The organism is Pseudomonas sp. C9 (genome assembly GCF_002000165.1).
In the GTDB taxonomy this organism is placed as follows: Bacteria; Pseudomonadota; Gammaproteobacteria; order Pseudomonadales; family Pseudomonadaceae; genus Aquipseudomonas.
Genome location: NZ_MPAK01000001.1, coordinates 495,265 through 520,000, shown reverse-complemented (window position 1 = coordinate 520,000; position 24,736 = coordinate 495,265). Strand labels below are relative to the sequence as shown.

Below are 24,736 nucleotides of genomic sequence, written 5' to 3'. Positions count from 1 at the left end.
GCCCGCTCGCCTTCCGCGCTTTGTATTGCAGTGTATCTGGCAGGGCGGCGGATACACATGAACGCAAAAACAGCTGTTTCCAGGGGGTTTGTATCGCTGTGTATCGCAGGGCGGCTTTGATACGTACCGATTTATACGCGCCTGTTTTCGACACAGGCCAGATACCTCGCAGGCTTCTAATAGGTTCCATCGAGGCACACCAGACCGCCTCGGCTCAATCGAACGACCTACCCATTGAAGCCTTGAGGACATCGCCATGAACACGAAAGCCATCTACGCCGCATGCCTGTTTGCCGCCCTGAACATCTGCACCTTGTCGGCCCGTGCCGAAGCTGACGTTACACCGAGAACCTACACCTACGGTACTCATCTGGACATCAAGAAAGTCGTCTCGCTGACACAAGACCCGGCCGCTACCTGCGGGGTGGTGGATGCGCAACTGACCTACCTGGATTCGCAGAACAAAACCCAGGTTCTTGACTACCGAAAAGTGGCTGACAACTGCAACTCGGACAACTGATTGCTGCGATCACCCATTGCCCACCCCCTTCGAAACAGGAAGACCCTCATGAACAACGTAAGCCGCTATTTGACCGCCATTGCCTTCACCGTCGCCGGCGCCGCCGCCCATGCCAACGCCGCTGTGGAACAAAGCAGCTGTGGCAGCGCCACCTGCTTCCAGCTGACGCCGGTGGCGCACAAGGATTCCACCGCATTTCTGGCCGAGGACGGTTATAGCCGGACGCCGCAGGGGCAGATGGTGGCAGAGAACGGCGGTAGCCGGACGCCACAGGGGCAGCAACTGCATAGCCAGACTGCCTGATGCCAGACACAACTTATCCAACCACCACCACCCACTGTGGGAGCGAGCTTGCTCGCGATGGCTGAGTGTCAGTCGACATCCATGTTGGGTGTACTGACCTCATCGCGAGCAAGCTCGCTCCCACAGGGATTTTCAGTGTGCCGCGCTCTTTATTTCAAAGGTGAACTCATGTTCCTCATCGCTTTCCTGGGCGGCATATTGACCGTCCTCAGTCCTTGCATCCTGCCGGTCGTACCGTTCCTGTTTGCCGGGGTCAAACGTACACGTTCCTCCATTCTGCTGACCCTCGGCGGCATGGTCCTGACCTTCGCCCTGATTTCCAGCCTGGCCGTGGTCAGCAGCGAGTGGGTGGTGCAGGCCAACAACACCGGTCGCCATGTGGCCCTGATCGTGATGGGGCTGTTTGCCTTGTCGTTGATCTCTGCCCGGGTCGGAGACTGGCTGGCCCGTCCGTTTGTGGCGTTGGGCAACCGTCTGGATCCGGATTCGCGCAAAATCTCCGGCCCGTTGAGTTCGGTCATGATCGGTGTGGCCACCGGCCTGCTGTGGGCACCCTGCGCCGGGCCGATCCTCGGGGTCATCCTCACCGGCGCCATGCTGCAAGGCGCCAATGCGCAAACCAGCCTGTTGCTGGTGGCATACGGCCTGGGCAGTGCGTTGTCGCTGGGGGTATTGATTTTCGCCGGTCGCGGCCTGGTCAATCGCTTGAAAGCGTCGATCCCGGTCACTGGATGGCTGCGTCGTGGTGCCGGTGTCGCGGTGCTGGCTGCCGCCGCGGTGATTTCCACCGGCGCGGACAAAACCCTGCTGGCCGGTACATCGTCCGAAGGCGTCAGCAGCCTGGAGAAAGGTGTGCTGGAAAACGTGCCGAAGGTCGTCGATTACTTTGTCAGCAAAGTCAAAGCCGACCCGATGGACAACGCCCAAGGCGCGATGCCCTCACTGAACGGCGCCGTCGAATGGATCAACTCACCGGCCCTGACCCGCGAATCGCTGAAAGGCAAAGTGGTACTGGTGGATTTCTGGACCTTCGACTGCATCAACTGCCAGCACACGCTGCCGTATGTGAAGGACTGGGCAAAGAAATACGAGAAGGAAGGCCTGGTAGTGATTGGCGTGCACACTCCGGAATACGGTTTCGAGCGCATCATCGACAACGTCAAGGATCAGGTGAAAAAACTCGGCATCACCTACCCGGTGGCGATCGACAACAACTACACGATCTGGCGTGCATTCGATAACCAATACTGGCCGGCGCATTACCTGATCGACGCCAAGGGTCAGGTGCGTTACACCCACTTCGGTGAAGGCAGCTACGAGACGCAGGAGAAGATGATTCAACAACTGCTGGAAGAAGCCAAAGCGCCTGCGGCGTAACCCTCCAAATCAATGGCCCACAGGCTCCGCGCCGTGGGCCATTGATTTTTTCTCCTGATTACGCCGCCACGCAGCGGGTGGCGTACCGAACTCGCGGCGAAAGGCCCGGCTGAACGCCGTATCGGTCTGGTAACCCACCTCTTCGGCGATGCGTATCAATGAGCTGTTACTGCTGCGTAACAGGTTGGCCGCCAGCAACATCCGCCATTGCGTCAGGTACTGCATGGGCGAGCTCCCCACCAATTGCTGAAAGCGCTCGGCCAATACCGATCTTGACGTCCCGGCCGTGCGCGCCAGTTCATCCACGGTCCAGGCGTGACAGGGCTTTTTGTGCAGGGCATTCAACGCGGCGCCGACAATCCGGTCGCCGACACCCGCCAGCCACCCGGTTTGCCCTTCGCCCTGTTCTTGCATGTACAGGCGCAGCACTTCGATGAACAACACCTCGGCCAGTTTGGCCAGCACGCCTTCGCCGCCAGGCCTGGGCGAGCGGGCTTCGGCCAGCGCATAACGCACTGAAGACTCCAGCCAGATCCCGGCATTCGAGCCGCGCACGTTGACCCGGACCACCGCCGGCAGGCCCGTCAGCAACATGCCTGCCAACCGCGTATCGCACGCCAGATAGCCGCACACCAACCGCGTGACCGCGCCGCCCCCGCCATAACTCAATTGCCGTGGACGCCGCGCCAGCACGACGTCCAGCCGCGCACCCGTGGCGGGCGGCAGTCCGGGTTTAGAGCTCATGCGATGGGCATGCCCCTGCGGAAACACCACCACATCGCCAGCCGACAGCAGCAGCGGCGGATCATCACCGAGTTCGACGTAACACTCGCCTTCGGTGATCAGGTGGAAAATCACCACGCGCTCGGCACCGGGTTCCAGAAACGGTGCCGCCGTGTCGGCGCTCGGCGACTGATAGCACCAGGGCGCGGTGAACCGGGCATTGATAAAAATCGCGCCGACCAGGCGCACGACACGCAAGGTTTGGGAGAGGGCGTCCATGGAGGTTTCCCCGTGTACGAATGGTGTTGATTGTGAGCCTGTCACCGCGCTGCGCCAAACCTCCGGACGATCGGACAAGGTTGGCCGACGATCGGGCAGGACGCGGGCGTGCGCCGGGGCGATAGTTTGCCTACAGGTTCACTACCGACCCTGTCATCAATAACAAGAATGAGAGGTTGCCATGCCGAAGTTCGTCATAGAACGCGATATCCCGGGCGCTGGAACACTGTCAGAACGGGATTTGAAAGCCGCCGCGCTAAAGTCCTGCAGCGTGTTGCGCGAATTGCCAGAGGTGCAGTGGCTTCAGAGTTACGTCACCGGTGACAAGCTCTACTGCGTGTACATCTCACCCAGCGAAGCACTCATCAAAGAACACGCGACCCGTAGTGGTTTCCCGGCCAGTCGTATTTCCCAAGTGGCAAGCATCATCGATCCCACCACGGCGGAATAGGCCGCGGTCGGTTGCCATCCGTACGGAGCAGACTTCATGAGTACACCGATTGATCTAACTGCCCTGAAAAACCGTCAGATGGCCTCTTGGGCCAGTGGCGACTACACCGTTATCGGGACCACTTTGCAGATTGTCGGTGAACAACTTGCCGAAGCCTGCGACCTGCTCTGTGACGAGCGGGTGCTGGACGTGGCCGCCGGTAACGGCAATGCAACACTCGCCGCCGCACGCCGAGGCTGCGCTGTCACCTCGACCGATTACGTCGGCGCGTTGCTGGAGCGTGGCGAAGAACGGGCCAGGGCCGAGCGTTTGCCAGTGACCTTCCAGGTGGCCGACGCCGAGGCGCTGCCGTTCGAGGACGCGAGCTTCGATGCCGTGCTGTCGACGTTCGGCGTGATGTTTACGCCGGACCAACCCAAAGCGGCCGCAGAACTGGCGCGAGTCTGCCGCCCCGGTGGCCGGATCGGCCTGGCCAACTGGACGCCGGAAGGTTTTGTCGGCCAGGTGTTCAAGACCCTGGGCCAGCACCTGCCGCCACCGCTGGGGGCACAACCGCCGTCCAACTGGGGCACCGAGGCCTGGCTGCATTCACACTTTGATGAACACGACTTCCTGGTCCAGGTGACGCGTCGTGCCTTCAATTTCCGCTATCGCTCGCCGGCGCACTTCATCGACGTCTTCCGCAACTGGTACGGGCCGATCCATAAAGCCTTCGCCGTGCTGCCTCCCGAGGGCGCCGAGGCCTTTGAACAGGACCTGACCGAGCTGTTGAACCGGATGAACCGGGCGGGGGAGAAGTCGCTGGTGGTGCCGAGTGAATACCTTGAGGTGGTCATCACCAGGCGCTGAACCTGCATAGATCTGACTGTAGGAGCCGAGCTTGCTCGCGATGGCGGCGTATCGATCGATATTTATGCTGTCTGACACACCGCCATCGCGAGCAAGCTCAGCTCCTACAGGGGATTTTGTATGCTTTGGAGGTTACACGATGCTGGCGCCTCGGGCCGCCAGCAGTTCGCGCAACACCGAGCGGTGACAGTGCGCCTCATCCTCGCAATAACAACCCACAGCCAGCGAAGTGTGATGGGAGAGGGCGGCCAACAGGTCCAGTAACTGGCTTGGCGCGGGTTGGTTCATTTCTGCCTTGAACTTGCGTCTGAAGGCCTCCCAGGCCTTGTCGTCCGTGGCCGCTTTGGCTTCAGCCACCAATTCGGCACTCGGCGACAGCAGCGGCTGCCACACGTCGTAAAAATCACGGCGGGCAAACTCGGCCTTCGGTACGCCACGGGGTGGACGGCGCACGGTGCCCAGGCGCAAGCCTTCATCAGGGGAGCGCGGCGAGCCGAGGCGGACGATATGAATGGCCATGGCGTTACGGGTGCCGCGAGCCGTCATGCCACTCCAGCGCCGTGCGCCAGAGGCAGATCCCCAGGAAATACGCCGACATCAGCAACCAAAGCCCCATCACCATCGGATTGATGACGGGATGGTTGATCACCAGCGACAAACTGCACAGCAGCCAAATGGCCGTCACCGCAATGTTGATCGGCATGAACTTGCGCACGCGAAACGGGTGCAGGAACTTCATCCGCGTCACGGTCAACAAGGCCAGGCCAATGACGGTGAGCAAGGTGATCCATGGCGTCGGCGCGATGATGTACAGGCACAGCGCAACCACATTCCACGCGGCCGGAAAGCCCTGGAAGTAGTTGTCTTTGCTCTTCATGTTGACGTTGCAGAAGCAGAACAGCGACGACACCAGAATCAGCGACACGCTCAGCAGCAGCGTGTAGTCCGGCAGCGGGATGTAGCGATAGATGAACAGCGCCGGGATAAACACATAGGTCAGGTAGTCGATCACCAGGTCCAGAATCGAGCCATCGAAACTGGGCAGCACCGATTGCACATTGACCTTGCGCGCCAGCGCGCCATCCAGCCCGTCGACGATCAGCGCGACGCCCAGCCATAGCAGGCACTGGGTCGGCTGGTTATCCAGCAATGCCAGGGTGGCGAGGAAGGCAGTCACCACGCCGGTGGCGGTAAAACCATGGGCGCCCCAAGCTTTGAGCCTGGCAATGTGTACGGTCGAAATCACGGGGGCGTTCTCCAGAAAATGAAGCAAGCCTGTTATCACCCCTTCAAGTGGGGGTGTCGGCAAACCGGGTCGGTTGCAGGTATCGACCGGGAATCCGGGGATAAGGTTCAGCGTCTGTAAATCTTAGCTGCATGGCAAGAAAATACCCCGGATAAACGCCGGGCGTTCGAGGAAACGTCGACGCTGGCGCACCGTCTGATTTCAGCAGCCCAATGGTCGTGGCGCATTTGTCGGTGAGGACTATCGTTGCCTGACCGGATCAACTTCTCTTGAAGAGGACAGCGTCATGAACACCAGCGATCTGCTCGAACAATTGCTGCGGGCCGGCCAGGGCTCGATGGGTCAACAGGGCGGCGGTGGCGCGTCGTCTCAAGATCCGCTGGGCGGACTCGGTGGCTTGCTGGGTGGCCTGGTGGGCGGAGGGGGCGGTTCAAGCAGTGGCGGTGGCGGCCTGGGTGGATTGCTCGGCGGTTTGCTCGGCGGTGGTTCAGCGACGGGTGGTTCGACCCAGAGTCGCTCCGGTGGCGGCACCAATTACGCGGCCTTGGCGTCGCTGGGAATGATGGCATTCCAGGCGTATCAGAGCTGGCAGCGCAGTCAGGCTTCGGCACCCCGACAGCCACCGCGCACGGCTGATCTATTGTCGGGGCCGGAAATAGAAGACCACAGTCATGCCGTGTTGCGTGCATTGATTGCGGCGGCGAAAGCCGATGGCCGCATTGATGCGGCCGAGAAGCAGCTAATCAGCGCTGAAATCGGCAAGCACACCGATGACCCAGACCTTCAGCAATGGCTGGATGAAGAGGTGGCCCGGCAGCTGGATGCCGCCGATGTGGCGGTGTCGGCAACGGACCCGGCGATTGCGGCGGAAATGTACCTGGCGAGCGTGATGCTGGTGAACGATCAGGGGGACGCCGAGCGGACCTATCTCGACGAATTGGCAGCGGCGCTGGAGATTGATCCTGAACTGCAAGTGCATCTGGAGCAGCAGGCCAAGGGAGGCGCGGCCTGAGCGGCTGTAACGGACGCTACAGCAGAAACGTAACGCCATGCGCCGCGGCGATCTCAAGGATCCGCGGCAAATCCTCCGGCACCCGCAGCCGATCCACCGCCGCAAAGAACTGCCCGCCCCTTGGATCGGAGACCACACCAATCATTTTCGCGGTCGGGCTGAGGTTCTTGTAAGCATGGATCGCCCCACCGGGAATATGCACGTAGCCCCCGGCTGACACCGTGGTGGACGTGCCCGCTACCGTCACTTCGACCTCGCCGTCGACCACATAGAACGCTTCATCCCACGGATGAAAGTGCGGCGGCGGCCCGCCACCTTGCACGCCTTCCTGAATGTGCATTTCAAAAGGCTTGCTCAGATCGCCGCCGGCGAGAATCGTGATCGCCTCGCCGACGACATTCACCGGTGTCGGCGTTTGGGCTTGCTCGATGATGTGAACCGTTCGCATGATTGCTCTCCGCAGGATGAATCCGCACTGGCTGAGTATATTCACCCGCGAGCCGTCGGGTGCCGCGCCTGAGGCCCGTTTGTCCGGGTGGTTTGAATGCCGATGGAATTTTTATCTGGCCCGGTTGCTCTGCTGATTAGAGACGCCTTCATGACGGCGGCATCGGCAGCAGGTATGCCATGAACAAGACCCTGGATGACTACAACCGCTTGCGCGATTTTTCGGCGACCTCAGAGCCCGTCGCGACCAAACGCCTGGCCAAAAAAAACGCGAAAGACCACGCGTTGCAGTTCTGCATTCAGAAGCACGACGCCTCACGCCTGCATTACGACTTTCGGCTGGAACTTGAGGGGGCGCTGAAAAGCTGGGCGGTGCCTAAAGGCCCGTCCCTGGACCCCAAGGTCAAGCGTCTGGCGGTTCACGTCGAAGACCATCCGCTCGATTACGCGACGTTTGAGGGCAGCATTCCCGAAGGGCATTACGGCGCGGGCGATGTGATCGTGTGGGACCGCGGTGTGTGGATTCCGCAGGAGGATCCAGTCAAGGCCTACGCCAAGGGCAAGCTCAAGTTCGAACTGCAAGGCGAGAAGCTTGGCGGTCTATGGAACCTGGTGCGCACGCACATGCCGGGCAATCAGGAGCAATGGTTTCTGATCAAGCATCAGGACAGCTCGGCCAAGCCCGAGAGCGATTACGACGTGGTCACCGCCGAGCCCGACAGCGTGCTCAGTGATCGGACCCTCCTGGCCAAACAATCGAAGTCGACGGTTAAACCCAAACCCGTCAAGCAACCGGCACGCAAAGTGGCGACTAAAGAGGCATCGGCGCCACTCACCGGCGCTCGCAAAGCCAAACTGCCAGAGCAGCTCAAACCCGAACTGGCCACGTTGGTGGAGAAGGCTCCGGACGGTCAGTGGCTTTACGAGATCAAGTTCGACGGTTACCGGATCATGGCCCGCATCGACCACAGCGACGTCAGGCTCTTCACCCGTAACGGTCACGACTGGACCCACAAACTGCCCAGACAGGCCGAAGCCTTGGCGGCATTGGGCCTCGAATCAGCCTGGCTTGACGGTGAAATGGTGGTGGCCAACGAGCAGGGCGTACCGGACTTTCAGGCGCTGCAAAATGCCTTCGACGCCGGTGCCAGCGCCAACATCGTGTACTACTTGTTCGACCTGCCTTATCTCAACGGCGTGGACCTGCGCGAGGTGCCGGTCGAAGAACGCAGGGTGGCGCTGTCGACCGTGCTCAAGCTCAATCATGACCCGCTGCTGCGCTTCTCGGATTCATTCGCTGAAGCACCAGACGCCTTGCTCAACAGCGCCTGCCAAATGCAGATGGAAGGGTTGATCGGCAAGCGCATGGGCTCACCTTATGTGTCACGACGCAGCAGCGACTGGATCAAGCTCAAGTGCAAACATCGGCAGGAATTCGTGGTGGTCGGCTACACCGATCCGAAAGGGTCGCGTCATGCATTCGGTGCCTTATTGCTCGGGTTGCACGACCGTGACAGCGCTCAATTGCGTTACGCCGGGAAGGTTGGCACCGGATTCAACGAGACGACGCTCAAGCGCATCTTCGAACAGCTCAAACCCTGGCAGACGAAGAAGCCGTCGGTGGTCAACCCACCGAGCGGTTTCGAGGCCAAGGGTGTGCACTGGCTCAAGCCCACGCTGCTGGCCGAAGTGGCGTTTGCTGAAATGACCAAGGAGGGCTCGGTGCGCCATGCGGTGTTCCATGGCCTGCGCGAAGACAAACCCGCCAAAGGCATCACTGAGGAGCGTCCCCACGTGGTGAAGACCCCAGAGAAAAAAACCGCCGGTGCGCAACCTGCACCGTCGCAGGCTGGCCTGGTCAAGGGCGAGGTGCGCATCACCCACCCCGACCGGGTGATCGACGCCACCACCGGGACCACCAAAGTTCAGTTGGCCGAGTATTACGCCAGCGTTGCGCAGTGGATTTTGCCCGAGCTCAAGGACAGGCCCGTGGCACTGGTTCGTGCACCGGAGGGGATCGCTGGTGAGTTGTTTTTCCAGAAAAATGCCGAGCACTTGGCCATTCCAGGCATCACCACGCTGGACAAGGCACTCACCGGCCAACCGGTGATGATCATCAACAACGCCCAAGCGCTGATTGGCGCCGTGCAAATGAGTACCGTGGAGCTGCACACCTGGAATGCCACCGCCGATAATCTCGAGCGGCCCGATCGTTTCGTGCTCGACCTTGATCCGGACCCGGCGCTGCCCTGGAAAAGCATGGTCGAGGCGACTCAGCTAACGCTGTCGGTGCTCGATGAACTGGGGTTCAAGGCCTTCCTCAAAACCAGCGGCGGCAAGGGTATTCACCTGGTGGTGCCGCTGACCCGCAAGCAGGGTTGGGACGAGGTGAAGGACTTCAGCCATGCGATTGTCAGCCACATGGCGAAGCTGTTGCCGGAACGCTTTTCTGCCGTCTCGGGGCCGAAGAATCGGGTCGGGCGGATCTTCATCGATTACCTGCGCAACGGTCTGGGTGCCACCACCATTTGCGCCTACGCCGTGCGTACTCGTGAAGGTTTACCGGTGTCGGTGCCAATCTTTCGCGAGGAAGTGGCCGAGCTCAAAGGGGGGAACCAATGGAACGTGCACAATGTGCATGAGCGACTGGCCGAGGTGGGTGAGGGGCCTTGGGCGGGCATGAGGAAAACCCGGCAGACGATTACGGCCGAGATGCGGCGACGGGTGGGGATGAAAAAGTAATCGGCAGTGAGGATGCCGGCGCCCCTTCAACAGGGCGCCAGCCGGCGCTCTTTGTTACTTGATGAATTGCAGGAGGTCGGAGTTCAGCTTGTCGATGGCCGCTTTAAAATCCTTGGCAGTGACGTTCTGGCTTTCGTTTTCCAGGGTGGTACCAAAGACCTTGCGCACGACTCTGCCCACGGTCTGGTTGGTTCTGGCATCGACGAATTCAGCTTCGATATACAGTTCGGTGTCCTGGTCACGATGACCGGTGGCTGCCTGTGTCGCCCCGACAACGGCAGCGATCGGCACCACTTCATACCACTTCATGCCTTCGTTCGAGGCGCTGACCCCGGTGATCGCCGCGCGCAAGATCAAGGTCCTGGAGCCGGCCGGTGCTGACGCCGAGTTGGTCACAACCCGGTATTTGGTGCCCAGCGTGGCTTTGGCTTTGCTGGTCATGTAGCTCTGAATATCGGCCAGCGTCTGCTGATTCACCCGCTCGTTGGGTTTCGGCGCCGGGTAGAATTCCAGCTTGTTGAACGCCACGGTGTCATACGCATTCGGGTTCCACGATGGGCTCACCCAACGCATTGCCGTACCACCGCTGGGCGTTTCGACTTCCTGCAGGTTGTTGTAGCTCGACAGGTAACCGGAATATTGTTCCTTTTCCGTGACCTTCGAAGTACAACCGCCAAGCAAGACGCCGGTCAGTGCAGCACCGATGAGCAAGTTTCGTGACAGATTCATAGTGGTGTTTACTCCATGGTTTGAGTCGTGTTGTTCATTGCAGTGCATCAAAAACGCCAAGTCATGTTGCCGGTCAGGGCTTGAATCCAGGCTTTGTCGAATTGACCGGAAATTCGATCGCCTGACACGGCCTTGGTCTGGTTGTCGGGCATGTCGTCGAGCCAGATCATGGCCCAGCTGACATTCACGTCGGTGTCCTTGTTCAGAGCATAGGTGGCTCCTGTGGCAATGCGCCAAGATTCGTTCATCGGCAAGATAACGGAGCGATTGCTGTCCGAGACTGCGCTGCTGTCGTAGGCCATACCGACGTTCCACAACCATTGTTCGGTGGCATGGTATTGCGCGCCCAGCGAAAGGTGCCAGGTGTCCTTGAACCCGGCGTCGACCGTTTTCGATTGAGCCCCCAACGCGCTGGTATCGACCTCCACCCCGATCTCACCGAACTCAGACCAGTCCTGCCAGTTGGCCGAGGCCAGCAAGGCCCATTGGCGGTCGAGTTGCTGGTACAGGCTCAGGGTCACGGTCTGCGGCACTGATGTGTCGATTTTAGTGTTGGTGTTGTTGATGCGATCCAGCAGGCGGCCGTCGCCTTTCACATCCAGCCGATCCTCGAAGTCCAGATCGACTTTGCTGGTGTAGGTCAGGCCGATGCGCGTACCGGGTTGTGGTGCGTAGATGACCCCAACGTTGGCGCCATAGCCCCAGGTGCCATCCTTGTATTTGAACTGGCCATCTGCGCGGTCGGTGAAGCCGAAGGGAGAGCGGTCAATGGCGGTATCTGCCTTCAATATGCCGTACATGGCTTTGATGCCCACGCCCACCGACCACTGCTCATTGAAGCGGTAGGCCACGCTCGGCACCAGGGACAAACCGAGCAGGCTGACGTTCTGTGCGAAGTAGCGCCCGGACCAATCGTTGTCGTAATTGAGTGCCAGCCCGAAGTCGCCGTACTGGCCGAAACCGACGCTCCAGTGATCGTCGAGTTCATGCGTGACAAAGAAGCTGGCGCCGGGAATCGGATCGAGGGCATTGCCACTGTTACGGCCTGAAACGTTGGTGCCGGAGTCTCGATCGAAACTCAAGTCGCCATAAAGCACCTGCAAGCCTGCGGTGATTTGCGTGCCGGGCAGGTAACTCATACCCGCCGGATTGCTGGCGATGGTCGAGGGGCCTTGAGCGCGCGCAGCGGCACCGGCGTTGGCCAGGCCGGCGTTATCGGTGCCGATTTCGTAGAGCATGATTCCGCCAGCCCAGGCTTGCTGGCAGCAGAGCGCAAGAAGGGTGAATGTGGGTAGAGCAACTGTTCTTGTTCGCATGGTTTCCCCCCAGGAAATGTCCCTTCAAACAAGGGTGGCTGGCGCCAGCCACCCCTGGATTCTGCTGGTTACTTGGCCATGGCTGCCCGGGCCGCTTCGATCTTGGCCTTGACCGAGTCGAGGTTGAAGCTCGCGCCTTTTTGCATCGGCGGGAACTCGATGGCGGTTTCAGCCAGTTTGGCGACCTGTTGCTGGACAAACACAAAACGCCAGAACTGATACTTGAACCAGTCAAAGTATTGCGTCGAACCTTGCGCGGCCCCATTGTCCGCCCAGCCCATGCGTTCGAACGGGTCGAGCCGCAGGTTGGTCAGGTACGGCACGTCCACCGCAACCTTAGCTCCCAACCAGGCACTTGGCTGGTCAATGAAACGATACTTGTAGTCATCGATGCGCACTGCACCGAGGGTGCTCTCTCCAAAGTAGAAGATCTCGTGGCGGTTCGACGGACCCTTTCCGGTAATCATCGGCGTCTGGTCGTAACCGTCGAGGTGCACTTTGTAGGTGGTATCGCCCAGTTGTTTACCCTTGAGCAGTTCGGCGGTGATGTTCGGGTTACCCGCTGCCGCGACCAGGGTCGGGAACCAGTCCATGCCCGACATGATGCCGTTGGCGACCTGGTTGGCCGGTACTTTGCCCGGCCAGCGAATAATCGCCGGTACCCGGAAGCCGCCTTCCATAATGGTGCCTTTGCCCATGGCAAACGGGGTGGTGCCGCCATCCGGCCAAGTGAAGTTCTCAGCGCCATTGTCGGTAGTGAAAATGACGATGGTGTTATCGGCCAGCCCGTCTTTCTTCAGCTTGGCCATGACATCGCCAACGACGTCGTCAAGTTGCGCCATGCCGGCTTCCTGTTCCGACCAGCCGTTTTCCGAGTTGCGCATGGCTTCGTATTTATCGGACAGGTGGGTAACGATGTGCATGCGAGTTGGATTGAGCCAGACGAAGAAGGGTTTGTTGTCCTGCTTGGCCTTGTCGATGAAGGTAAAGGTCTTGTCGCGGATCTCCTCGTCGACGGTTTTCATCCGCTCTGGATACAGCGTGCCGGCGTCTTCGATTTTCTGTTTGCCGACCTTGCCCCAACGCGGCATCACGGTGCTGTCATCGGTGGTGGTGGCCCAACTGTGGACCATGTTGCGTGGGCCGACAGTCGCTAGCAGGTCTTGCGGATAGTTGGGGTGCGCCGGGTCTTCCATGGCGTCGAGGTGATAGAGGTAGCCAAAGAATTCGTCGAAGCCGTGCACCGTCGGCAGGAACTCGTTCAAGTCGCCCAAGTGATTCTTGCCGAACTGGCCGGTGGCGTAACCCATGGCCTTGAGTGCGGTGGCAATGGTGACCGCTTCAGCAGGAATGCCGACAGGCGAGCCGGCCTGGCCGACCGTGGTCATCCCGGTGCGGATCGGCAGTTCACCGGTGATGAAATTGGCGCGCCCGGCCGTGCAACTGGCCTCGGCGTAATAATCGGTGAAGCGCATGCCTTCGGCCGCGAGCTGGTCGAGGTTGGGGGTGCGGCCGGCCATCATGCCCTGGTTGTAGACACCGATATTCGACCAGCCGATATCGTCGCCCATGATCACCAGGATATTAGGGGCCGATTTGTCTGCTGCCTGGGAGATGCCGGGTAGAGCCATTGCAGACAACAGCACCGATGCGGCGAAGAGCCTGGAAAGCTTTGTCTGGTTCATGTGGAACTCCTGCTTGCGGGAATGGGGTGTCGAAACAGGTCCCCCGACCGGTAGTGAAAATGGCTTTCCCCCGCAAGAGCGTAGTACGACCTGCGAAATATTCAGCAGCAATTGGCCGAAAAAGTGCCGTTGTCGCTCAGGCAATCAGTTTTTTTTCTTATTTGATGATGATTTTCATCGGGTGGAGGTGGCCGGGCTTGCACGCAGTGGTCATGGGCAATGGCGGGATGATCGGAAAATATTCCGTCTGGTTCCGGGGCATTGCTAGACTTTAGTGCTCCAACAGATCTCGGTGGAGAGCAAACGATGCCGTCTTTCCCAACGCAGGCCCGATTGTTCTTCTTTGGCTGGCTGGTGTACTTGTTTGCCGGTCCTTTGCACGCGGCACAACCCGCTGTTGAGGCGGCGCCAGCCATGCAACTGGAACCCAAGGCGCTGGACGTTCTCAAGGCCATGAGTGCCAAGTTGACGAGCACGCCGGGCATGAGTTTCAAAGCCATTACCACTTACGAAAAACCCAGCCGACCGGGGCCACCTCTGGCCTACAACACCGTCGCGTTGGTGACCGTGCAACGGCCAGATCACCTGCGCGTTTTAACCTCGGGTGACGGCCCGGCGACCGAGTTTTACTACGATGGTAAACAGGCCTATGCCTACGCACCGAAGGAAAACCTGCTGGCCCAGGCGGACGCGCCACCCACTATCGATGCGACGCTGGAGGCCGCGTACCAGCGAGCCGCGATCTACTTTCCCTTTACCGATGTGATCGTCGCCGACCCCTACAAGGATTTGTCGAAGGACCTGCGCCTGGCGTTTTACATCGGTCAGTCCACGGTGGTTGGCGACACCACCACCGACGTCATTGCCTACGCCAGCGATACCGTGTTTGTGCAAGCGTGGGTCGGTACGCAGGACAAGTTGCCGCGCATGCTGCGTGCCGTGTTTCGGGACGATCCGACGCAATCGCGGCATCAGGTTGCGTTCAGCGACTGGAAGCTCGAATCGGCGATGCCTGAGCAGTTCTTCAGGCCACAGAACAGTGAGAAGGCGCAACGCATTCAGTTTGCCCCGCCACCGGGCATGCGCGCCCCTGCAGGGGTTAAAGAACCGGTGGCAAAACCGCAAAAAACCGAATGAGGTGACTGAGCCATGAGTCGATCAATCTTGACGCTTGCCGGGGTGTTGATTGCGCTACTGAGTTGCAACCAGGCGGCGGCCTGGTCGCATGCCGGAAGTTTCGGCCGTTCGTGGGGGGGCGGGGGAGACTGGAACCGCTCCGGCGCGTTCGGCTCTGCCTCGGGTGGAGATGGCAGCTGGAGTGGAGAGACTAATCGCGGCGGGTCGGCTTCGGGCGGTGACGGCAGCTGGAACGCGTCGGGTTTTCGAGGAGGCTCGGCATCGGGCAACGATGGTAACTGGAGCGCCAGAGACGAGAATGGCGGGACGGCCTGGGGGAGCGATGGCTCGTGGCGCGCCCAGGGTGAAAATGGCGGCACTGCCGCCGGTTATCGCGCAGACGGCTATGGCACCTCGGTATACCATCCGGCCACCTATGGAACCGGTTATTACCATCCGCCAACGGCAGTCATTGGCAGCAGCGGTTGTTACAACTGTGGCTACGCCCCGGCAGCCGTGGCCGCTGCAGGAGCGGTGTCGGGCGCGGCTGTCGCCAGCGTCGTTGAAGACAATGCCGATAATGATGCCTATAGCGCCGGTTATAACGCTGGAATGGTCGCTACTGCCCCCGAGACGCTGCCCATGGGGTCGACCTTTGCCACGCTTCCTTCCGGCTGCGGGTTGATCGCCGGCCCAGCTGGCACGTTTTATCAGTGCGGGAATTCTTGGGTGCGCCCTGCCTATGGTGCCAACGGCGTCTACTACACCGTGGTGCCGACACCATGATCCATTGAGCGGTTTTACCAGCGAAACATCGGCAATGGCTTGAGCGGGGAGCGCAGGAACTGCCGCGCCGTGAGCCTGATCAGCATCCTGTGAAAGCCATGATTGGGAAACGTCGCCTTCACCGTTTTGATGTAAGCCCTTGGCAGGCCGAACGTCATCAACCCCAGGGACACATCGATCACATCGGCTCGCCGAAAAGGCTCGACGCTGAGTGCATGGGCGGCGCGGTAAGGCCGCACTTTGTGGTGCTCCAGGATAAGCGCCGTCACTTCGTCGCCAAGGTCCGTCAACTGCCGACTGGCGAGGTACTCCATGGCCTGCTGGACCGACGGTTCCAGGTAGTCGATGGTCCCGTCAGTCCAGATGCCCAGGTCATGAAACGCCGCCGCAATCTGCACCGCCTCCGATGGCAGTGAATCAGTGCCGCTGATCGCGACATAGAAGTTCAGCATCCGATAAATATGATTGCGGTACGCCGTTAGATCAGCACCGATGGCCAGGGCGTAGGACGTCAGTATGTCGTCGGTGACGGGGAACTCCATCACGAGATTCATCGTTACTGCCCTCAGGCATCACGCAACAGGTCGTTGGCGTTGAGGATGTCATAAGCGATTTCCGGGCGATTCTCCAGGCCTCGGCGAATCGCGGCCGGGATTGACTGGCGGGTTTTTCGGCACAGCCCGGGCTGTTCGCCGAGGGTGATGCCGATGCCGCGCATGGTGCGTACTTCGTTGAAGCTGGGTACGATCTCGACGCGGATGCCCAGTTGCTCGTACATGCGGTTTTGCAGGCGTTCGAGGTCGGCCAGGCTCTGCAGGTTTTCCAGTCGATCGAGCAGGCGTTTTTCTTCCTGGCGGGTCAGAAACAGGATGCGCACGTCCGCGCCCGGTGTTTCCAGCAGCGGGTCACGCCCGCAGGTGCAGGCGCCGGGCGGGCAGGGTGAGCGGATCGGAGCGGAGGTCGTCATGGGGTTCAATCATAGAGCGCTCTAATCCGGTTTGCCCATAGGTGATTGGTCAGTCGGAAATATCGGTCGTCGGAATGATTTGCTCATCCTCGACCGGTGCACTGATGGCGGTTTTCTTTTCCCGCCGATCATTCATCCAGTTGTTCAGTTGGGCACCGAATTCGGCAGGCGCTTTGCGCCCGACCCTTCTGGCCAAATCGAGAATGGTTTGCTGGGCGAGCGCTTCTTCCATGCGCTTTTGCGCGGTCATCATGACCGCGTGCACCGCGCAATTACCGTCCAGGGCCCACTCTGGCGGGGAGCCGTCGAACAGGGCGCAGCGCCCACGGATCTCGCGGCAATCGAAGATCCGCTTCTGGCCGTCGATGGCGTTGACGATGTCCAGCACGCTGATTTCGTCCGCCGGGCGCGCCAGTTTGAACCCGCCGCGCACACCTTCGGTGGCGATGACCAGTTTGGCCTTGGCCAGTTTGGTGAAGATCTTGGCCAGGTAATCCAGCGGCACGCCTTGCAGTTCGGCGAGGTCGCGCACGCTCGCCTCACGGCTATCGCCGTAATCGCCTACCAGAAAAATCAGGCAATGAATGCCGTATTCAACGCCCGCGCTGTAAAGAGACATTGATATCTCCGACTGAATGAGTCGCCAATGTTATCAGTCGACGGATAGGGAAGCAACGAGCCGTCGACACCGCTAATTAGCCTGAACGGTCGATGGATGAGAGCTGTTGGCCGGGTTGTCGAGGTATCAGGGCAGGTGATGGTAACGATCGATGGAAGGTCGTTGCGTGTTTTAACTCGGATCACTATAGTCGCCGTTGTCAGCTCAACAACGAGCAGAGTCTTTGGTCTTCCCCGGAGTTAAAACGATGAAACAGCACATTCTGGTAATCGGCGCAGGTTTCGGCGGCATGTGGACGGCGTTGAGCGCCACGCGCCTGTTCGACCTTCATGATCATGACGGCGTAGAGGTCACGGTACTGGCGCCTCAGGCCGAGCTGCGTGTGCGTCCGCGCTTCTACGAACCGAATGCTCATCAACTCGCCGCACCGATTGGTGAGCTGTTCGATGCCGTCGGTGTGAAGTTCATCAAGGGCTCCGCAGAGACCATCGATGTGCAGCAAAAACGTGTCGGTTACACCGATGCTTCGGGCACTGCGCAGACGTGCAGCTACGACAAACTCGTTCTGGCCACCGGCAGCCGCCTGGCCCTGCCGGACACCCCGGGTGTGGCCGAACATGCCTTTGATGTGGATCAGATCGAACAAGCCGTGCGTCTGGAAAACCACCTCAAATCCCTGGTCAACCTGCCTGCCAGTAAAAGCCGCAACACGGTCGTGGTGGCCGGTGGCGGTTTCACCGGGATTGAAACGGCGACCGAAATGCCGGCGCGTCTGCGGGCCATCCTCGGCGAGGACGCGGACATCGAGGTGATCGTCGTCGACCGTGGCGAAAAGGTCGGTGCTTCGATGGGGGCTGAAATCAGCCATAAGATCGCTGAGGCAAGCACTGAGCTGGGCGTGAAGTGGCGTTTGAAATCGTCGGTTGTTGCAGTCGACGAGAAGGGTGTGACCTTGGCCGATGGCCAGCGCATCGACGCCAAGACCGTGGTCTGGACCACCGGTGTGCGAGCCAGTTCGCTGACTGAGCAAATCCCCGCCGAACGTGATGCCATGGGCCGTCTGCACGTGGACAGCCATCTGAAAGTCATCGGCCAGGACGACATCTTTGCCACGGGGGATGTGGCGTACGCGGCCAGTGATGACATCGGTAATCATGCCTTGATGACCTGCCAGCACGCGATCTCGCTGGGGCGTCACGCAGGGAATAACGTGGCGGCGCAAATCCTGGGGGTGGACCCGACGCCGTACAGCCAGCCCAAGTACGTCACCTGCCTGGATCTGGGGGCCTGGGGCGCGGTGTACACCGAGGGTTGGGATCGTCAGGTCAAACTGGTCAAGCAGGAAGCCAAAGACCTCAAAACTCAAATCAATACGGTCTGGATCTACCCGCCGGCAGCTGACCGTGTCACCGCATTGGCAGCCGCGGACCCGATGATCCCGGTAGCTTGATTCGATAACGCTGCGTGAATAAAAAATCCCGCTCAAGTGACCTTGAGCGGGATTTTTGTTTTAGATACGGAAAGCCTGGCGGCCAACCAGCAGCCATTGGCCGCTTTTCTTTTGCCAGATCTGGAAGTTCTCGATTTCGGTCGGGACCACTTCGGTGCCTTTGAGGGCTTGCGCCGAGAAATGATTGCGCACCAGCGCGACATCGCCGGAGACGTTGATGGTCTGGTTTTGCATTTCCAGGGTTTTGAACGCGCTTTTGCCCGTTTCGATATCAGCGATGAAGTCGGTCTTGTCCTGAACCTTGCCGCTGGAATGCCCGTAGGTCAGGTTCTCGGCGGTCAGCGCTTTAAGCTCGGTGATGTTCTTGTGCAACATGGCTTGGGTCAGATGGTCGACAGCGCTGGCGACCTCTTTCTCGCCGGAGGCGGGGGCGGCCGCTACGTAGCCACTGAAGAGGCATAAAAAACCGACCAGCAGTTTGACGTTCTTCATAGGTGTTTCCTTGTTGTTATGGGAATGGGTGACTCGTCGGTCATCGTACAACCTATGAAGAATTAAGAAAATACCCGGCACGACCTGTATTTCAGGCCGCGCCGGGCGTCGTGCATTTCAGGCCAGCATCGACAGTAAACCGCCCTGACGATCCAGTTTGGCCAGGTCATCGAAACCGCCGACATGGGTGTCACCGATGAAAATCTGCGGCACGCTGCGACGACCGCTGCGGTCGAGCATCTCCTGGAATTTGCCGGGATCAGCCTGAACGTTTATCTCCTGCGCGGTGACGCCTTTGCTGCTCAGCAGCGCCTTGGCGTTACGGCAATAGGGGCAGGTGTCGGTGGTGTAGATCGTCACGTTGTTCATTGTCAGTACTCCTGAAATCAAGCGCCGGGTTCAAGCATCGATGGCGGGGAAGTCGATATCGGTCAGGGCGAGGTTGTTGAGGTAGTTGGTCAGCGTCTGCGAGGCCACATGGGCAATCACTTCAATGATCTTGGCGTCGTTGATGCCGGCGGTACGCGCTGCGTCGATTTGTTCGAGGCTCAGGTGGCCACGGCTTTCGGTGATTTGTTGGGCGAGCGTGGCGAAGGCATTCAGTTGGCCGTGCCGGGCGCTGAGGATGTCCTGCGCCGACAGTCCGGCTTTACCGGCAAACAAGGTATGCGCCGCCAGGCAGTAATCGCAGCCGTTGACCTGCGAGGTGGCCAGGAAAATGGCTTCTTTTTCCGTCGCACTCAGGGATGTTTTACCCAGCGCCACGCCTTGTTGCAGGTAGGCCGCCAATACAGCAGGGGCATGGGCCAGGGTTTTGAAGACATTGGGCAAAAAGCCGATTTTTTTCTGCACGCCTTCCAGCAGCGGGCGAGTGGTTTCAGTGGCGTGTTCGAGGCTCAGGGCGGTGATGCGGCTCATGGTGTTGCTCCGTCGATTCAAGCGCGGTGTGCGCTGGGTACGGGGTCTATGCTATGCAACGGTGGTGGCGTTTAGGGTGCAAATCGTCGAGGATATGCAACAGATCGTCCAAACCTTTCCCCCGGGAGTCGTTCCATGGATCGCTTGTCCACCTTGCTCACCCACTTCGGCGTCAGCGCCGGGAGCTTCTTCAGTGGGCGTTTTTGCGACGCCGTGGTCTTTGATGGTGAGCAGTCAACGGGGCACATCCACCTGCTGCAGGCGGGCGAATTGACGCTGAAGTTGGCCGATGAACCGGACCGTTTGCTGACCGAGCCCACGCTGATATTTTTCCCGCGACCTTATCGTCATCGCTTGTTCGCCAGCGAAGCGTCGGGCACGCAACTGGTGTGCGCTTCGCTGGATTTCGACGGCGGCGCCGGTAATGCCCTGGCGACCGCGTTGCCTGACTATCTGCTACTGCCACTGGGCAGCGTTCCGACGATGGCCAGCACGCTGGACTGGTTGTTCAACGAAGCGTTCGGCGACACCTGCGGCCGTGAAGCGATGATGGATCGACTGTTCGAATTGCTGGTGATTCAGTTGCTGCGCCACCTGTTGTCCAGTCGCGATCAGCGTCCGGGCATGATGGCCGGCCTCGCGGATGCACGGCTGGCGCGGGCCATGAACTTGATGCATGACGCGCCTGAAAAGCCTTGGACCGTCGCCCAATTATCGGCGGTGGCCAACATGTCGCGCGCCAGTTTTGCCGAACACTTTCGGCTGGTGGTCGGGCAGACGCCGGTCGACTATCTGGTGAGCTGGCGCATCAGCCTGGCGCAGAAGCGCTTGCGCCAAGGTAAGTCGATTGCACTGATCGCCGATGAAGTCGGCTACGAAAGCCCCTCGGCCCTGGCCCGGGCCTTTCGCCGGAAAACCGGCATCAGCCCGCGTGAATGGGTGCAAGAAGGCAAGCGCGCGCGATAACGCTCGTGGGGTGACGGGCTGTTTGAGGTTCGTGAGATAGACTGATCAGCGGACATCGAACGATGGGAGTGTCGAACGTGGCGCCATTCAAATGGACTCGTTAATCACCGCCGCTGCCCGAGCGCTGGCAGCGGGTGATCCGCTCGGTGCTTTGAACCGGGTGGCCTTGCGCGATGATGCACCGGCGTTGGCACTGCGCGGCATCGCCATGGCCCAGCTCGGCGATCTGGAACGGGCGAAGGCGTTGGTCAAACGGGCGGCGCGTGCATTTGGTGCGAAAGAGCCCATGGCCCGGGCGCGGTGCGTGGTGGCTGAGGCCGAAATTGCGCTGGCGGCGCGCGATTTGAGCTGGCCGGTAAAGGCCCTCGACGCGGCACGGGCGACGCTGGAAGCCCATGGGGATTGGGTGAATGCGGCACATGCGCGGTATCTGGAAATCCGCCGGTTGCTGCTGATCGGGCACCTCGATCAGGTCGAGCAATTACTCGTCCGTCTCGACCCCGCGCCGTTGCCGCCGGCCCTGCGTGCCGCACATGAACTGGTGGTGGCCGGCATTGCGATGCGTCGGCTGGAGATCAAAAAGGCCCGGTCTGCGCTGCAAAGGGCTGAACACTTTGCCGCCGAAGCCGCTATCCCCGCACTGACGGGCGAAGTCGAAAGCGCCGCTCACGTCATGAACGCCCCCGCAGCCCGGTTGATCAGCCGTGGCGAAACACGACCACTGATGCTGGATGAAGTCGAAACGCTGTTCGCTTCAACCTCGCTGGTGGTCGACGCGTGTCGCTACACGGTGCGCGGCGCCGGCATGTCCGTCTCGCTGGGCAGTCGCCCGGTGTTGTTCGCCCTCGCACGGGTGTTGGCTGAAGCCTGGCCGGCCGATGTCAGCCGCGAAGTGCTTATCGCCCACGCCTTTCGCTTGAAACTCAGTGATGAATCCCACCGTGCGCGCTTGCGCGTGGAGATCGGACGGCTGCGGGCGGCGCTTCGACCGTTGGCCGACGTCACTGCGACGAAGCGCGGGTTTGCACTGGTGGCGCCCGACGTCGTGGTGCTGGCGCGACCGGTCGAGGAGCAGCACGCGGCGCTCCTGGCTTTTCTGGCAGACGGTGAATCGTGGTCGAGTTCGGCCTTGGCGATGGCGCTTGGCACCAGTCAGCGTAGCGTGCAGCGGGCGCTTGATTCGCTGGCAGTCGCCAGCAAAGTGCAGGCGTTCGGTCGCGGCAAGGCGCGTCGCTGGATGACGCCGCCGATGCCGGGATTCGCGACGACTTTGTTACTCACCGCTTTGTTGCCGGGTGATTAGGATCCACTCCACACACCCAGTGAAGAGGATGTACCCATGAAACGTTCATCAGCTGAAATCATCCGCGAGTACGGACCTTTTCCCGGCGCTGACAGCGTCGGTGGCGTCACGTTTGACGGCAAGCATGTGTGGTTCGCTGCCGGCGGGAAAATCAATGCCCTGGACCCGGTAAGCGGCGAACACTTGCGTTCGATCGACGTCACCGCCGACGCGGGAACCGCCTTCGACGGCAAGCATTTGTTCCAGATTGGTGGCGAGCACATCTACAAGATTGATCCGCACACCGGCCGGGTACTCGCGACAATTCCGGCGCCCGGCGGCGGTACCGACTCGGGATTGACCTGGGCAGAAGGAACGCTGTGGGTCGGTCAGTACCGGGCGCGCAAGATCCATCAAATCGACCCCGAGACCGGGAAAATCCTGCGCACCATCGAGTCCAACCGTTTCGTCACCGGCGTGACCTGGGTGGACGGCCAAATGTGGCACGGCACCTGGGAGGAGGAAGAAAGTGAATTGCGGCGAATTGACCCGATCACCGGCAAAGTCCTGGAGGCCATCGAAATGCCGTCAGGCGTGGGGGTGTCAGGGCTTGAATCGGATGGTGGCGAGCGGTTTTTCTGCGGCGGTGGCAACAGCGGCAAAGTCAGGGCCGTTCGCCGGCCCGTGTCTTCCTAGAACGTAAACTGACGCGACGAGCGGGATGTGCTCTGGGCCAGTTCGATCTCCAGCAGATGTTCAGCCAGCACGTCATTGAGAAAGCGGAACTGATCGTTGAGGCCGACCACTTCGTTGCTGAAGTGGTTGGCTGCTGCCGGTATCAGCAACGCCTCGTAGTGTTTGTCGAACACTAATGACAGCGCTTTGCGCGACACAGATTCCTGTGCGTAGTAGTTGCTGCCGAACACCGGGAAGCTCACTGCCAAAGTAACGGAGTGGATCATGATGCTTGCTCCTCGGTCTGGCCGATGTCCAGGATGAAACGGGAAAAAAGTGTCAGCGTAACGGCCGTCAGGGTCAGGCAGGTCAGGAGATGGATCAACATGATGTGCCCCTCCGATGCGGGGTTTGCGTTGTGATGGGGTGATCGTGCGCCTGACGGTTTTATTGCGGAAGGCATTCGTCGCGATGGTGAATATCGACGGCAATGATGGTGTTCTCTGGGGCCCCATCGCGGGCAAGCCCGGCTCCCACAAATCTGTGAGCACCGCTGAACCTGTAGGAGCCGAGCTTGCTCGCGATGGGGCCCTCAAATCTGCCTTCGATCCAAAGCGAACAAACACCGGCACCTATACTCAAATAAATAGGCCTCTGAGTACCGGGCATTCTGCCCAAGGGCGATTGTAGGAAACCGCGATCTTGAACCTGCGTTCGCTGATCGTCGCCGTGTTGGTGGTGTTGGCGGGATGCGCCACGCCTGAGCGTGCCCCGGTGGTGGCGCCGGTTGTGGTGGTGTCCGAGAGCACATGGCGACAGGTGGATCGCGAAATCGTCGTGGCGTCGCAATCGGCCACCGAGCAGACCCGAATCTATGCGCGCGGCGCCATGGATTATTGGCGAACACGGGTTTACCAACTCACCGAAGAGAACTTCATTCCCTGGTTCAGCAGTTACTGGACCCAGGAATGGCTGTCGATGAAAGTCAGCTGGTACACCATCAGCGCCAAGGGCGAACAGGACGCCTCGGCCAAGCGCCTGGCGGGCTATTTGCTGGAGCAATACCAGCAACGCGTGCTGGCGCCGGTCGCGGTCGAAATTGATCCCGATGCGATTCTCGGCCTGGCCACCGCGTTCTACGTCGATATTCTTCAGGAAGAACTGCAGAAAACCTCCCAGCGTCACGGCATACCGATGGCCCAACTCAACGGCCGAATCCAGAAAATCCCCGCCATTGCCCTCGGGCCGCCGCCGGCGCGCAATGCCTCGCTTTATCAAGTCGTGCACACGGCGCCGCTGGACAGCTTGCCGGCCTATGCCGCGCTGATCGACAAGATCCACAAGGCGGGTGGCGACAAGGGCGTGGGCTCGACCGACACCGCCATGGCGCCCGTGGCCAAGCGCGCCAGTCAGCGCATGGAGGCCGAAATGGCCCCTCGCGGTGCGGCCAGCGCCGTGGCGGCAGCAGCCGGGAAACTCGCGGGCGGGTTGATTACCGTCGGTGTGGCCGGGATTCGCGCGCTGATTCAGGCCGCCGACCGTCCTGACAGCGAAGCGCTGATTCGCAGCAGCCTGGGCAACACGTTCGATAAGGCCTGGATGCAGTTGGTGAAAAATCCGACGACCGGCGTGATGGCGGGGACTTTGTACATAGCGGGGCAGGTCGAGGGCAATTTGGCGGCGAGCGCCGAACCGCCGGTCGGCCAGGATCCGGCCACTGTCGAATGGACTCCGAGCCAGTCGACTAACCAGCAGATCGACCCTCAACCCCCCGCAGGAGAATGAC

The 24,736-nt window shown here is 60.3% G+C and carries 28 protein-coding genes; 14 read left to right on the top strand and 14 right to left on the bottom strand.

The genetic code is table 11. The features are described from left to right. Positions 1–256: 256 nt before the first annotated feature. From BMS17_RS02460 to BMS17_RS02450, 3 genes are all read left to right on the top strand, one after another. Positions 257–520 (top strand): DUF2790 domain-containing protein, encoded by a 264-nt coding sequence (locus tag BMS17_RS02460; RefSeq protein WP_077430340.1) that lies wholly within the window; start codon positions 257–259, stop codon positions 518–520. Positions 521–568: 48 nt separating this feature from the next. Beyond that, entirely contained in the window at positions 569–823 is a 255-nt protein-coding gene (locus tag BMS17_RS02455) for a hypothetical protein (protein WP_046027754.1), read from the top strand. A gap of 168 nt (positions 824–991) precedes the next feature. Beyond that, a complete protein-coding gene (locus BMS17_RS02450; RefSeq protein ID WP_046027753.1) occupies positions 992–2,200 on the top strand; it encodes a cytochrome c biogenesis protein DipZ in 1,209 nt (402 codons plus the stop codon). Positions 2,201–2,209: 9 nt separating this feature from the next. Here BMS17_RS02450 and BMS17_RS02445 read toward each other — a convergent pair whose 3' ends face one another. Then, on the bottom strand, positions 2,210–3,202 hold the full coding sequence (locus tag BMS17_RS02445) for an AraC family transcriptional regulator (protein WP_046027752.1): 993 nt from the start codon (positions 3,200–3,202) through the stop codon (positions 2,210–2,212). Positions 3,203–3,383: 181 nt separating this feature from the next. Between BMS17_RS02445 and BMS17_RS02440 the strand changes: the two genes are divergently transcribed. Then, positions 3,384–3,653, top strand: a complete 270-nt coding sequence (locus BMS17_RS02440; protein ID WP_046027751.1) for a DUF4242 domain-containing protein — start codon at positions 3,384–3,386, stop codon at positions 3,651–3,653. Between the two features lie 36 nt (positions 3,654–3,689). Next, positions 3,690–4,502 carry a class I SAM-dependent methyltransferase gene (locus BMS17_RS02435; protein ID WP_046027750.1) on the top strand — a complete coding sequence of 271 codons (813 nt, stop codon included), beginning with the start codon at positions 3,690–3,692 and terminating at the stop codon, positions 4,500–4,502. A 132-nt stretch (positions 4,503–4,634) separates the two neighbouring features. Here BMS17_RS02435 and BMS17_RS02430 read toward each other — a convergent pair whose 3' ends face one another. Beyond that, entirely contained in the window at positions 4,635–5,021 is a 387-nt protein-coding gene (locus BMS17_RS02430; RefSeq protein ID WP_046027892.1) for a DUF488 domain-containing protein, read from the bottom strand. Between the two features lie 4 nt (positions 5,022–5,025). Continuing rightward, positions 5,026–5,748: a phosphatidylcholine synthase gene (gene pcsA, locus BMS17_RS02425; RefSeq protein WP_077430339.1), complete on the bottom strand. Its 723-nt coding sequence runs from the start codon at positions 5,746–5,748 to the stop codon at positions 5,026–5,028. A 286-nt stretch (positions 5,749–6,034) separates the two neighbouring features. On the opposite strand from pcsA, the gene BMS17_RS02420 reads away from it, so the two are divergent. Continuing rightward, entirely contained in the window at positions 6,035–6,760 is a 726-nt protein-coding gene (locus tag BMS17_RS02420) for a tellurite resistance TerB family protein (protein WP_077430338.1), read from the top strand. Positions 6,761–6,776: 16 nt separating this feature from the next. Here BMS17_RS02420 and BMS17_RS02415 read toward each other — a convergent pair whose 3' ends face one another. Further along, positions 6,777–7,208 (bottom strand): cupin domain-containing protein, encoded by a 432-nt coding sequence (locus BMS17_RS02415; RefSeq protein WP_077430337.1) that lies wholly within the window; start codon positions 7,206–7,208, stop codon positions 6,777–6,779. A 179-nt stretch (positions 7,209–7,387) separates the two neighbouring features. Between BMS17_RS02415 and ligD the strand changes: the two genes are divergently transcribed. Next, complete coding sequence (gene ligD, locus BMS17_RS02410; protein WP_077430336.1) at positions 7,388–9,949, top strand: DNA ligase D; 2,562 nt, start codon at positions 7,388–7,390, stop codon at positions 9,947–9,949. 54 nt (positions 9,950–10,003) lie between these two features. Here ligD and BMS17_RS02405 read toward each other — a convergent pair whose 3' ends face one another. The 3 genes from BMS17_RS02405 to BMS17_RS02395 form a co-directional block, all read right to left on the bottom strand. Next, positions 10,004–10,678 (bottom strand): DUF3313 domain-containing protein, encoded by a 675-nt coding sequence (locus tag BMS17_RS02405; RefSeq protein WP_046027745.1) that lies wholly within the window; start codon positions 10,676–10,678, stop codon positions 10,004–10,006. 47 nt (positions 10,679–10,725) lie between these two features. After that, positions 10,726–11,994 (bottom strand): OmpP1/FadL family transporter, encoded by a 1,269-nt coding sequence (locus tag BMS17_RS02400; protein ID WP_077430335.1) that lies wholly within the window; start codon positions 11,992–11,994, stop codon positions 10,726–10,728. A 68-nt stretch (positions 11,995–12,062) separates the two neighbouring features. After that, positions 12,063–13,679: an arylsulfatase gene (locus BMS17_RS02395; protein WP_077430334.1), complete on the bottom strand. Its 1,617-nt coding sequence runs from the start codon at positions 13,677–13,679 to the stop codon at positions 12,063–12,065. Between the two features lie 306 nt (positions 13,680–13,985). Between BMS17_RS02395 and BMS17_RS02390 the strand changes: the two genes are divergently transcribed. Both BMS17_RS02390 and BMS17_RS02385 read left to right on the top strand, forming a co-directional pair. Continuing rightward, positions 13,986–14,816 (top strand): DUF2092 domain-containing protein, encoded by an 831-nt coding sequence (locus BMS17_RS02390; protein ID WP_077430333.1) that lies wholly within the window; start codon positions 13,986–13,988, stop codon positions 14,814–14,816. A gap of 12 nt (positions 14,817–14,828) precedes the next feature. After that, complete coding sequence (locus BMS17_RS02385; RefSeq protein ID WP_077430332.1) at positions 14,829–15,581, top strand: hypothetical protein; 753 nt, start codon at positions 14,829–14,831, stop codon at positions 15,579–15,581. 14 nt (positions 15,582–15,595) lie between these two features. Here the strand turns inward: BMS17_RS02385 and BMS17_RS02380 are convergent, their stop codons facing one another. From BMS17_RS02380 to BMS17_RS02370, 3 genes are read right to left on the bottom strand one after another with little or no spacing between them, the layout of a single operon-like run. After that, entirely contained in the window at positions 15,596–16,135 is a 540-nt protein-coding gene (locus BMS17_RS02380; protein WP_046027741.1) for a hypothetical protein, read from the bottom strand. A gap of 11 nt (positions 16,136–16,146) precedes the next feature. Continuing rightward, positions 16,147–16,548: a hypothetical protein gene (locus BMS17_RS02375; protein WP_046027739.1), complete on the bottom strand. Its 402-nt coding sequence runs from the start codon at positions 16,546–16,548 to the stop codon at positions 16,147–16,149. A gap of 49 nt (positions 16,549–16,597) precedes the next feature. Further along, positions 16,598–17,167, bottom strand: coding sequence for an Rrf2 family transcriptional regulator (locus BMS17_RS02370; protein WP_077430331.1), 570 nt, complete (start codon positions 17,165–17,167; stop codon positions 16,598–16,600). A 247-nt stretch (positions 17,168–17,414) separates the two neighbouring features. On the opposite strand from BMS17_RS02370, the gene BMS17_RS02365 reads away from it, so the two are divergent. Beyond that, a complete protein-coding gene (locus BMS17_RS02365) occupies positions 17,415–18,617 on the top strand; it encodes an NAD(P)/FAD-dependent oxidoreductase (RefSeq protein ID WP_077430330.1) in 1,203 nt (400 codons plus the stop codon). 60 nt (positions 18,618–18,677) lie between these two features. Here BMS17_RS02365 and BMS17_RS02360 read toward each other — a convergent pair whose 3' ends face one another. From BMS17_RS02360 to BMS17_RS02350, 3 genes are all read right to left on the bottom strand, one after another. Continuing rightward, entirely contained in the window at positions 18,678–19,109 is a 432-nt protein-coding gene (locus BMS17_RS02360; protein WP_077430329.1) for a nuclear transport factor 2 family protein, read from the bottom strand. A gap of 117 nt (positions 19,110–19,226) precedes the next feature. Further along, a complete protein-coding gene (gene grxC / locus BMS17_RS02355; RefSeq protein ID WP_046027735.1) occupies positions 19,227–19,478 on the bottom strand; it encodes a glutaredoxin 3 in 252 nt (83 codons plus the stop codon). Positions 19,479–19,508: 30 nt separating this feature from the next. Next, a complete protein-coding gene (locus BMS17_RS02350) occupies positions 19,509–20,027 on the bottom strand; it encodes a carboxymuconolactone decarboxylase family protein (protein WP_077430328.1) in 519 nt (172 codons plus the stop codon). A gap of 135 nt (positions 20,028–20,162) precedes the next feature. Here BMS17_RS02350 and BMS17_RS02345 point away from each other — a divergent pair, with 135 nt between their 5' ends. From BMS17_RS02345 to BMS17_RS02335, 3 genes are all read left to right on the top strand, one after another. After that, on the top strand, positions 20,163–20,993 hold the full coding sequence (locus BMS17_RS02345; RefSeq protein ID WP_046027733.1) for an AraC family transcriptional regulator: 831 nt from the start codon (positions 20,163–20,165) through the stop codon (positions 20,991–20,993). 91 nt (positions 20,994–21,084) lie between these two features. After that, on the top strand, positions 21,085–22,296 hold the full coding sequence (locus BMS17_RS02340) for a hypothetical protein (protein ID WP_046027732.1): 1,212 nt from the start codon (positions 21,085–21,087) through the stop codon (positions 22,294–22,296). 36 nt (positions 22,297–22,332) lie between these two features. Further along, positions 22,333–22,971, top strand: coding sequence for a DUF5074 domain-containing protein (locus BMS17_RS02335; RefSeq protein ID WP_046027730.1), 639 nt, complete (start codon positions 22,333–22,335; stop codon positions 22,969–22,971). Here the strand turns inward: BMS17_RS02335 and BMS17_RS02330 are convergent. Next, positions 22,968–23,237, bottom strand: a complete 270-nt coding sequence (locus BMS17_RS02330) for a hypothetical protein (protein ID WP_046027728.1) — start codon at positions 23,235–23,237, stop codon at positions 22,968–22,970. The genes BMS17_RS02335 and BMS17_RS02330 overlap by 4 nt on opposite strands. A gap of 415 nt (positions 23,238–23,652) precedes the next feature. Here BMS17_RS02330 and BMS17_RS02320 point away from each other — a divergent pair, with 415 nt between their 5' ends. Continuing rightward, positions 23,653–24,735, top strand: coding sequence for a hypothetical protein (locus BMS17_RS02320; RefSeq protein ID WP_046027721.1), 1,083 nt, complete (start codon positions 23,653–23,655; stop codon positions 24,733–24,735). Position 24,736 lies beyond the last annotated feature (1 nt).

Bases quoted from the DNA above. Each gene is read 5' to 3' on its own strand.
- BMS17_RS02460 (WP_077430340.1), top strand. From the start codon at position 257: ATGAACACGAAAGCCATCTACGCCGCATGCCTGTTTGCCGCCCTGAAC.
- BMS17_RS02455 (WP_046027754.1), top strand. From the start codon at position 569: ATGAACAACGTAAGCCGCTATTTGACCGCCATTGCCTTCACCGTCGCC.
- BMS17_RS02450 (WP_046027753.1), top strand. From the start codon at position 992: ATGTTCCTCATCGCTTTCCTGGGCGGCATATTGACCGTCCTCAGTCCT.
- BMS17_RS02445 (WP_046027752.1), bottom strand. From the start codon at position 3,202: ATGGACGCCCTCTCCCAAACCTTGCGTGTCGTGCGCCTGGTCGGCGCG.
- BMS17_RS02440 (WP_046027751.1), top strand. From the start codon at position 3,384: ATGCCGAAGTTCGTCATAGAACGCGATATCCCGGGCGCTGGAACACTG.
- BMS17_RS02435 (WP_046027750.1), top strand. From the start codon at position 3,690: ATGAGTACACCGATTGATCTAACTGCCCTGAAAAACCGTCAGATGGCC.
- BMS17_RS02430 (WP_046027892.1), bottom strand. From the start codon at position 5,021: ATGGCCATTCATATCGTCCGCCTCGGCTCGCCGCGCTCCCCTGATGAA.
- BMS17_RS02420 (WP_077430338.1), top strand. From the start codon at position 6,035: ATGAACACCAGCGATCTGCTCGAACAATTGCTGCGGGCCGGCCAGGGC.
- BMS17_RS02415 (WP_077430337.1), bottom strand. From the start codon at position 7,208: ATGCGAACGGTTCACATCATCGAGCAAGCCCAAACGCCGACACCGGTG.
- ligD (WP_077430336.1), top strand. From the start codon at position 7,388: ATGAACAAGACCCTGGATGACTACAACCGCTTGCGCGATTTTTCGGCG.
- BMS17_RS02405 (WP_046027745.1), bottom strand. From the start codon at position 10,678: ATGAATCTGTCACGAAACTTGCTCATCGGTGCTGCACTGACCGGCGTC.
- BMS17_RS02400 (WP_077430335.1), bottom strand. From the start codon at position 11,994: ATGCGAACAAGAACAGTTGCTCTACCCACATTCACCCTTCTTGCGCTC.
- BMS17_RS02395 (WP_077430334.1), bottom strand. From the start codon at position 13,679: ATGAACCAGACAAAGCTTTCCAGGCTCTTCGCCGCATCGGTGCTGTTG.
- BMS17_RS02390 (WP_077430333.1), top strand. From the start codon at position 13,986: ATGCCGTCTTTCCCAACGCAGGCCCGATTGTTCTTCTTTGGCTGGCTG.
- BMS17_RS02385 (WP_077430332.1), top strand. From the start codon at position 14,829: ATGAGTCGATCAATCTTGACGCTTGCCGGGGTGTTGATTGCGCTACTG.
- BMS17_RS02380 (WP_046027741.1), bottom strand. From the start codon at position 16,135: ATGAATCTCGTGATGGAGTTCCCCGTCACCGACGACATACTGACGTCC.
- BMS17_RS02375 (WP_046027739.1), bottom strand. From the start codon at position 16,548: ATGACGACCTCCGCTCCGATCCGCTCACCCTGCCCGCCCGGCGCCTGC.
- BMS17_RS02370 (WP_077430331.1), bottom strand. From the start codon at position 17,167: ATGTCTCTTTACAGCGCGGGCGTTGAATACGGCATTCATTGCCTGATT.
- BMS17_RS02365 (WP_077430330.1), top strand. From the start codon at position 17,415: ATGAAACAGCACATTCTGGTAATCGGCGCAGGTTTCGGCGGCATGTGG.
- BMS17_RS02360 (WP_077430329.1), bottom strand. From the start codon at position 19,109: ATGAAGAACGTCAAACTGCTGGTCGGTTTTTTATGCCTCTTCAGTGGC.
- grxC (WP_046027735.1), bottom strand. From the start codon at position 19,478: ATGAACAACGTGACGATCTACACCACCGACACCTGCCCCTATTGCCGT.
- BMS17_RS02350 (WP_077430328.1), bottom strand. From the start codon at position 20,027: ATGAGCCGCATCACCGCCCTGAGCCTCGAACACGCCACTGAAACCACT.
- BMS17_RS02345 (WP_046027733.1), top strand. From the start codon at position 20,163: ATGGATCGCTTGTCCACCTTGCTCACCCACTTCGGCGTCAGCGCCGGG.
- BMS17_RS02340 (WP_046027732.1), top strand. From the start codon at position 21,085: ATGGACTCGTTAATCACCGCCGCTGCCCGAGCGCTGGCAGCGGGTGAT.
- BMS17_RS02335 (WP_046027730.1), top strand. From the start codon at position 22,333: ATGAAACGTTCATCAGCTGAAATCATCCGCGAGTACGGACCTTTTCCC.
- BMS17_RS02330 (WP_046027728.1), bottom strand. From the start codon at position 23,237: ATGATCCACTCCGTTACTTTGGCAGTGAGCTTCCCGGTGTTCGGCAGC.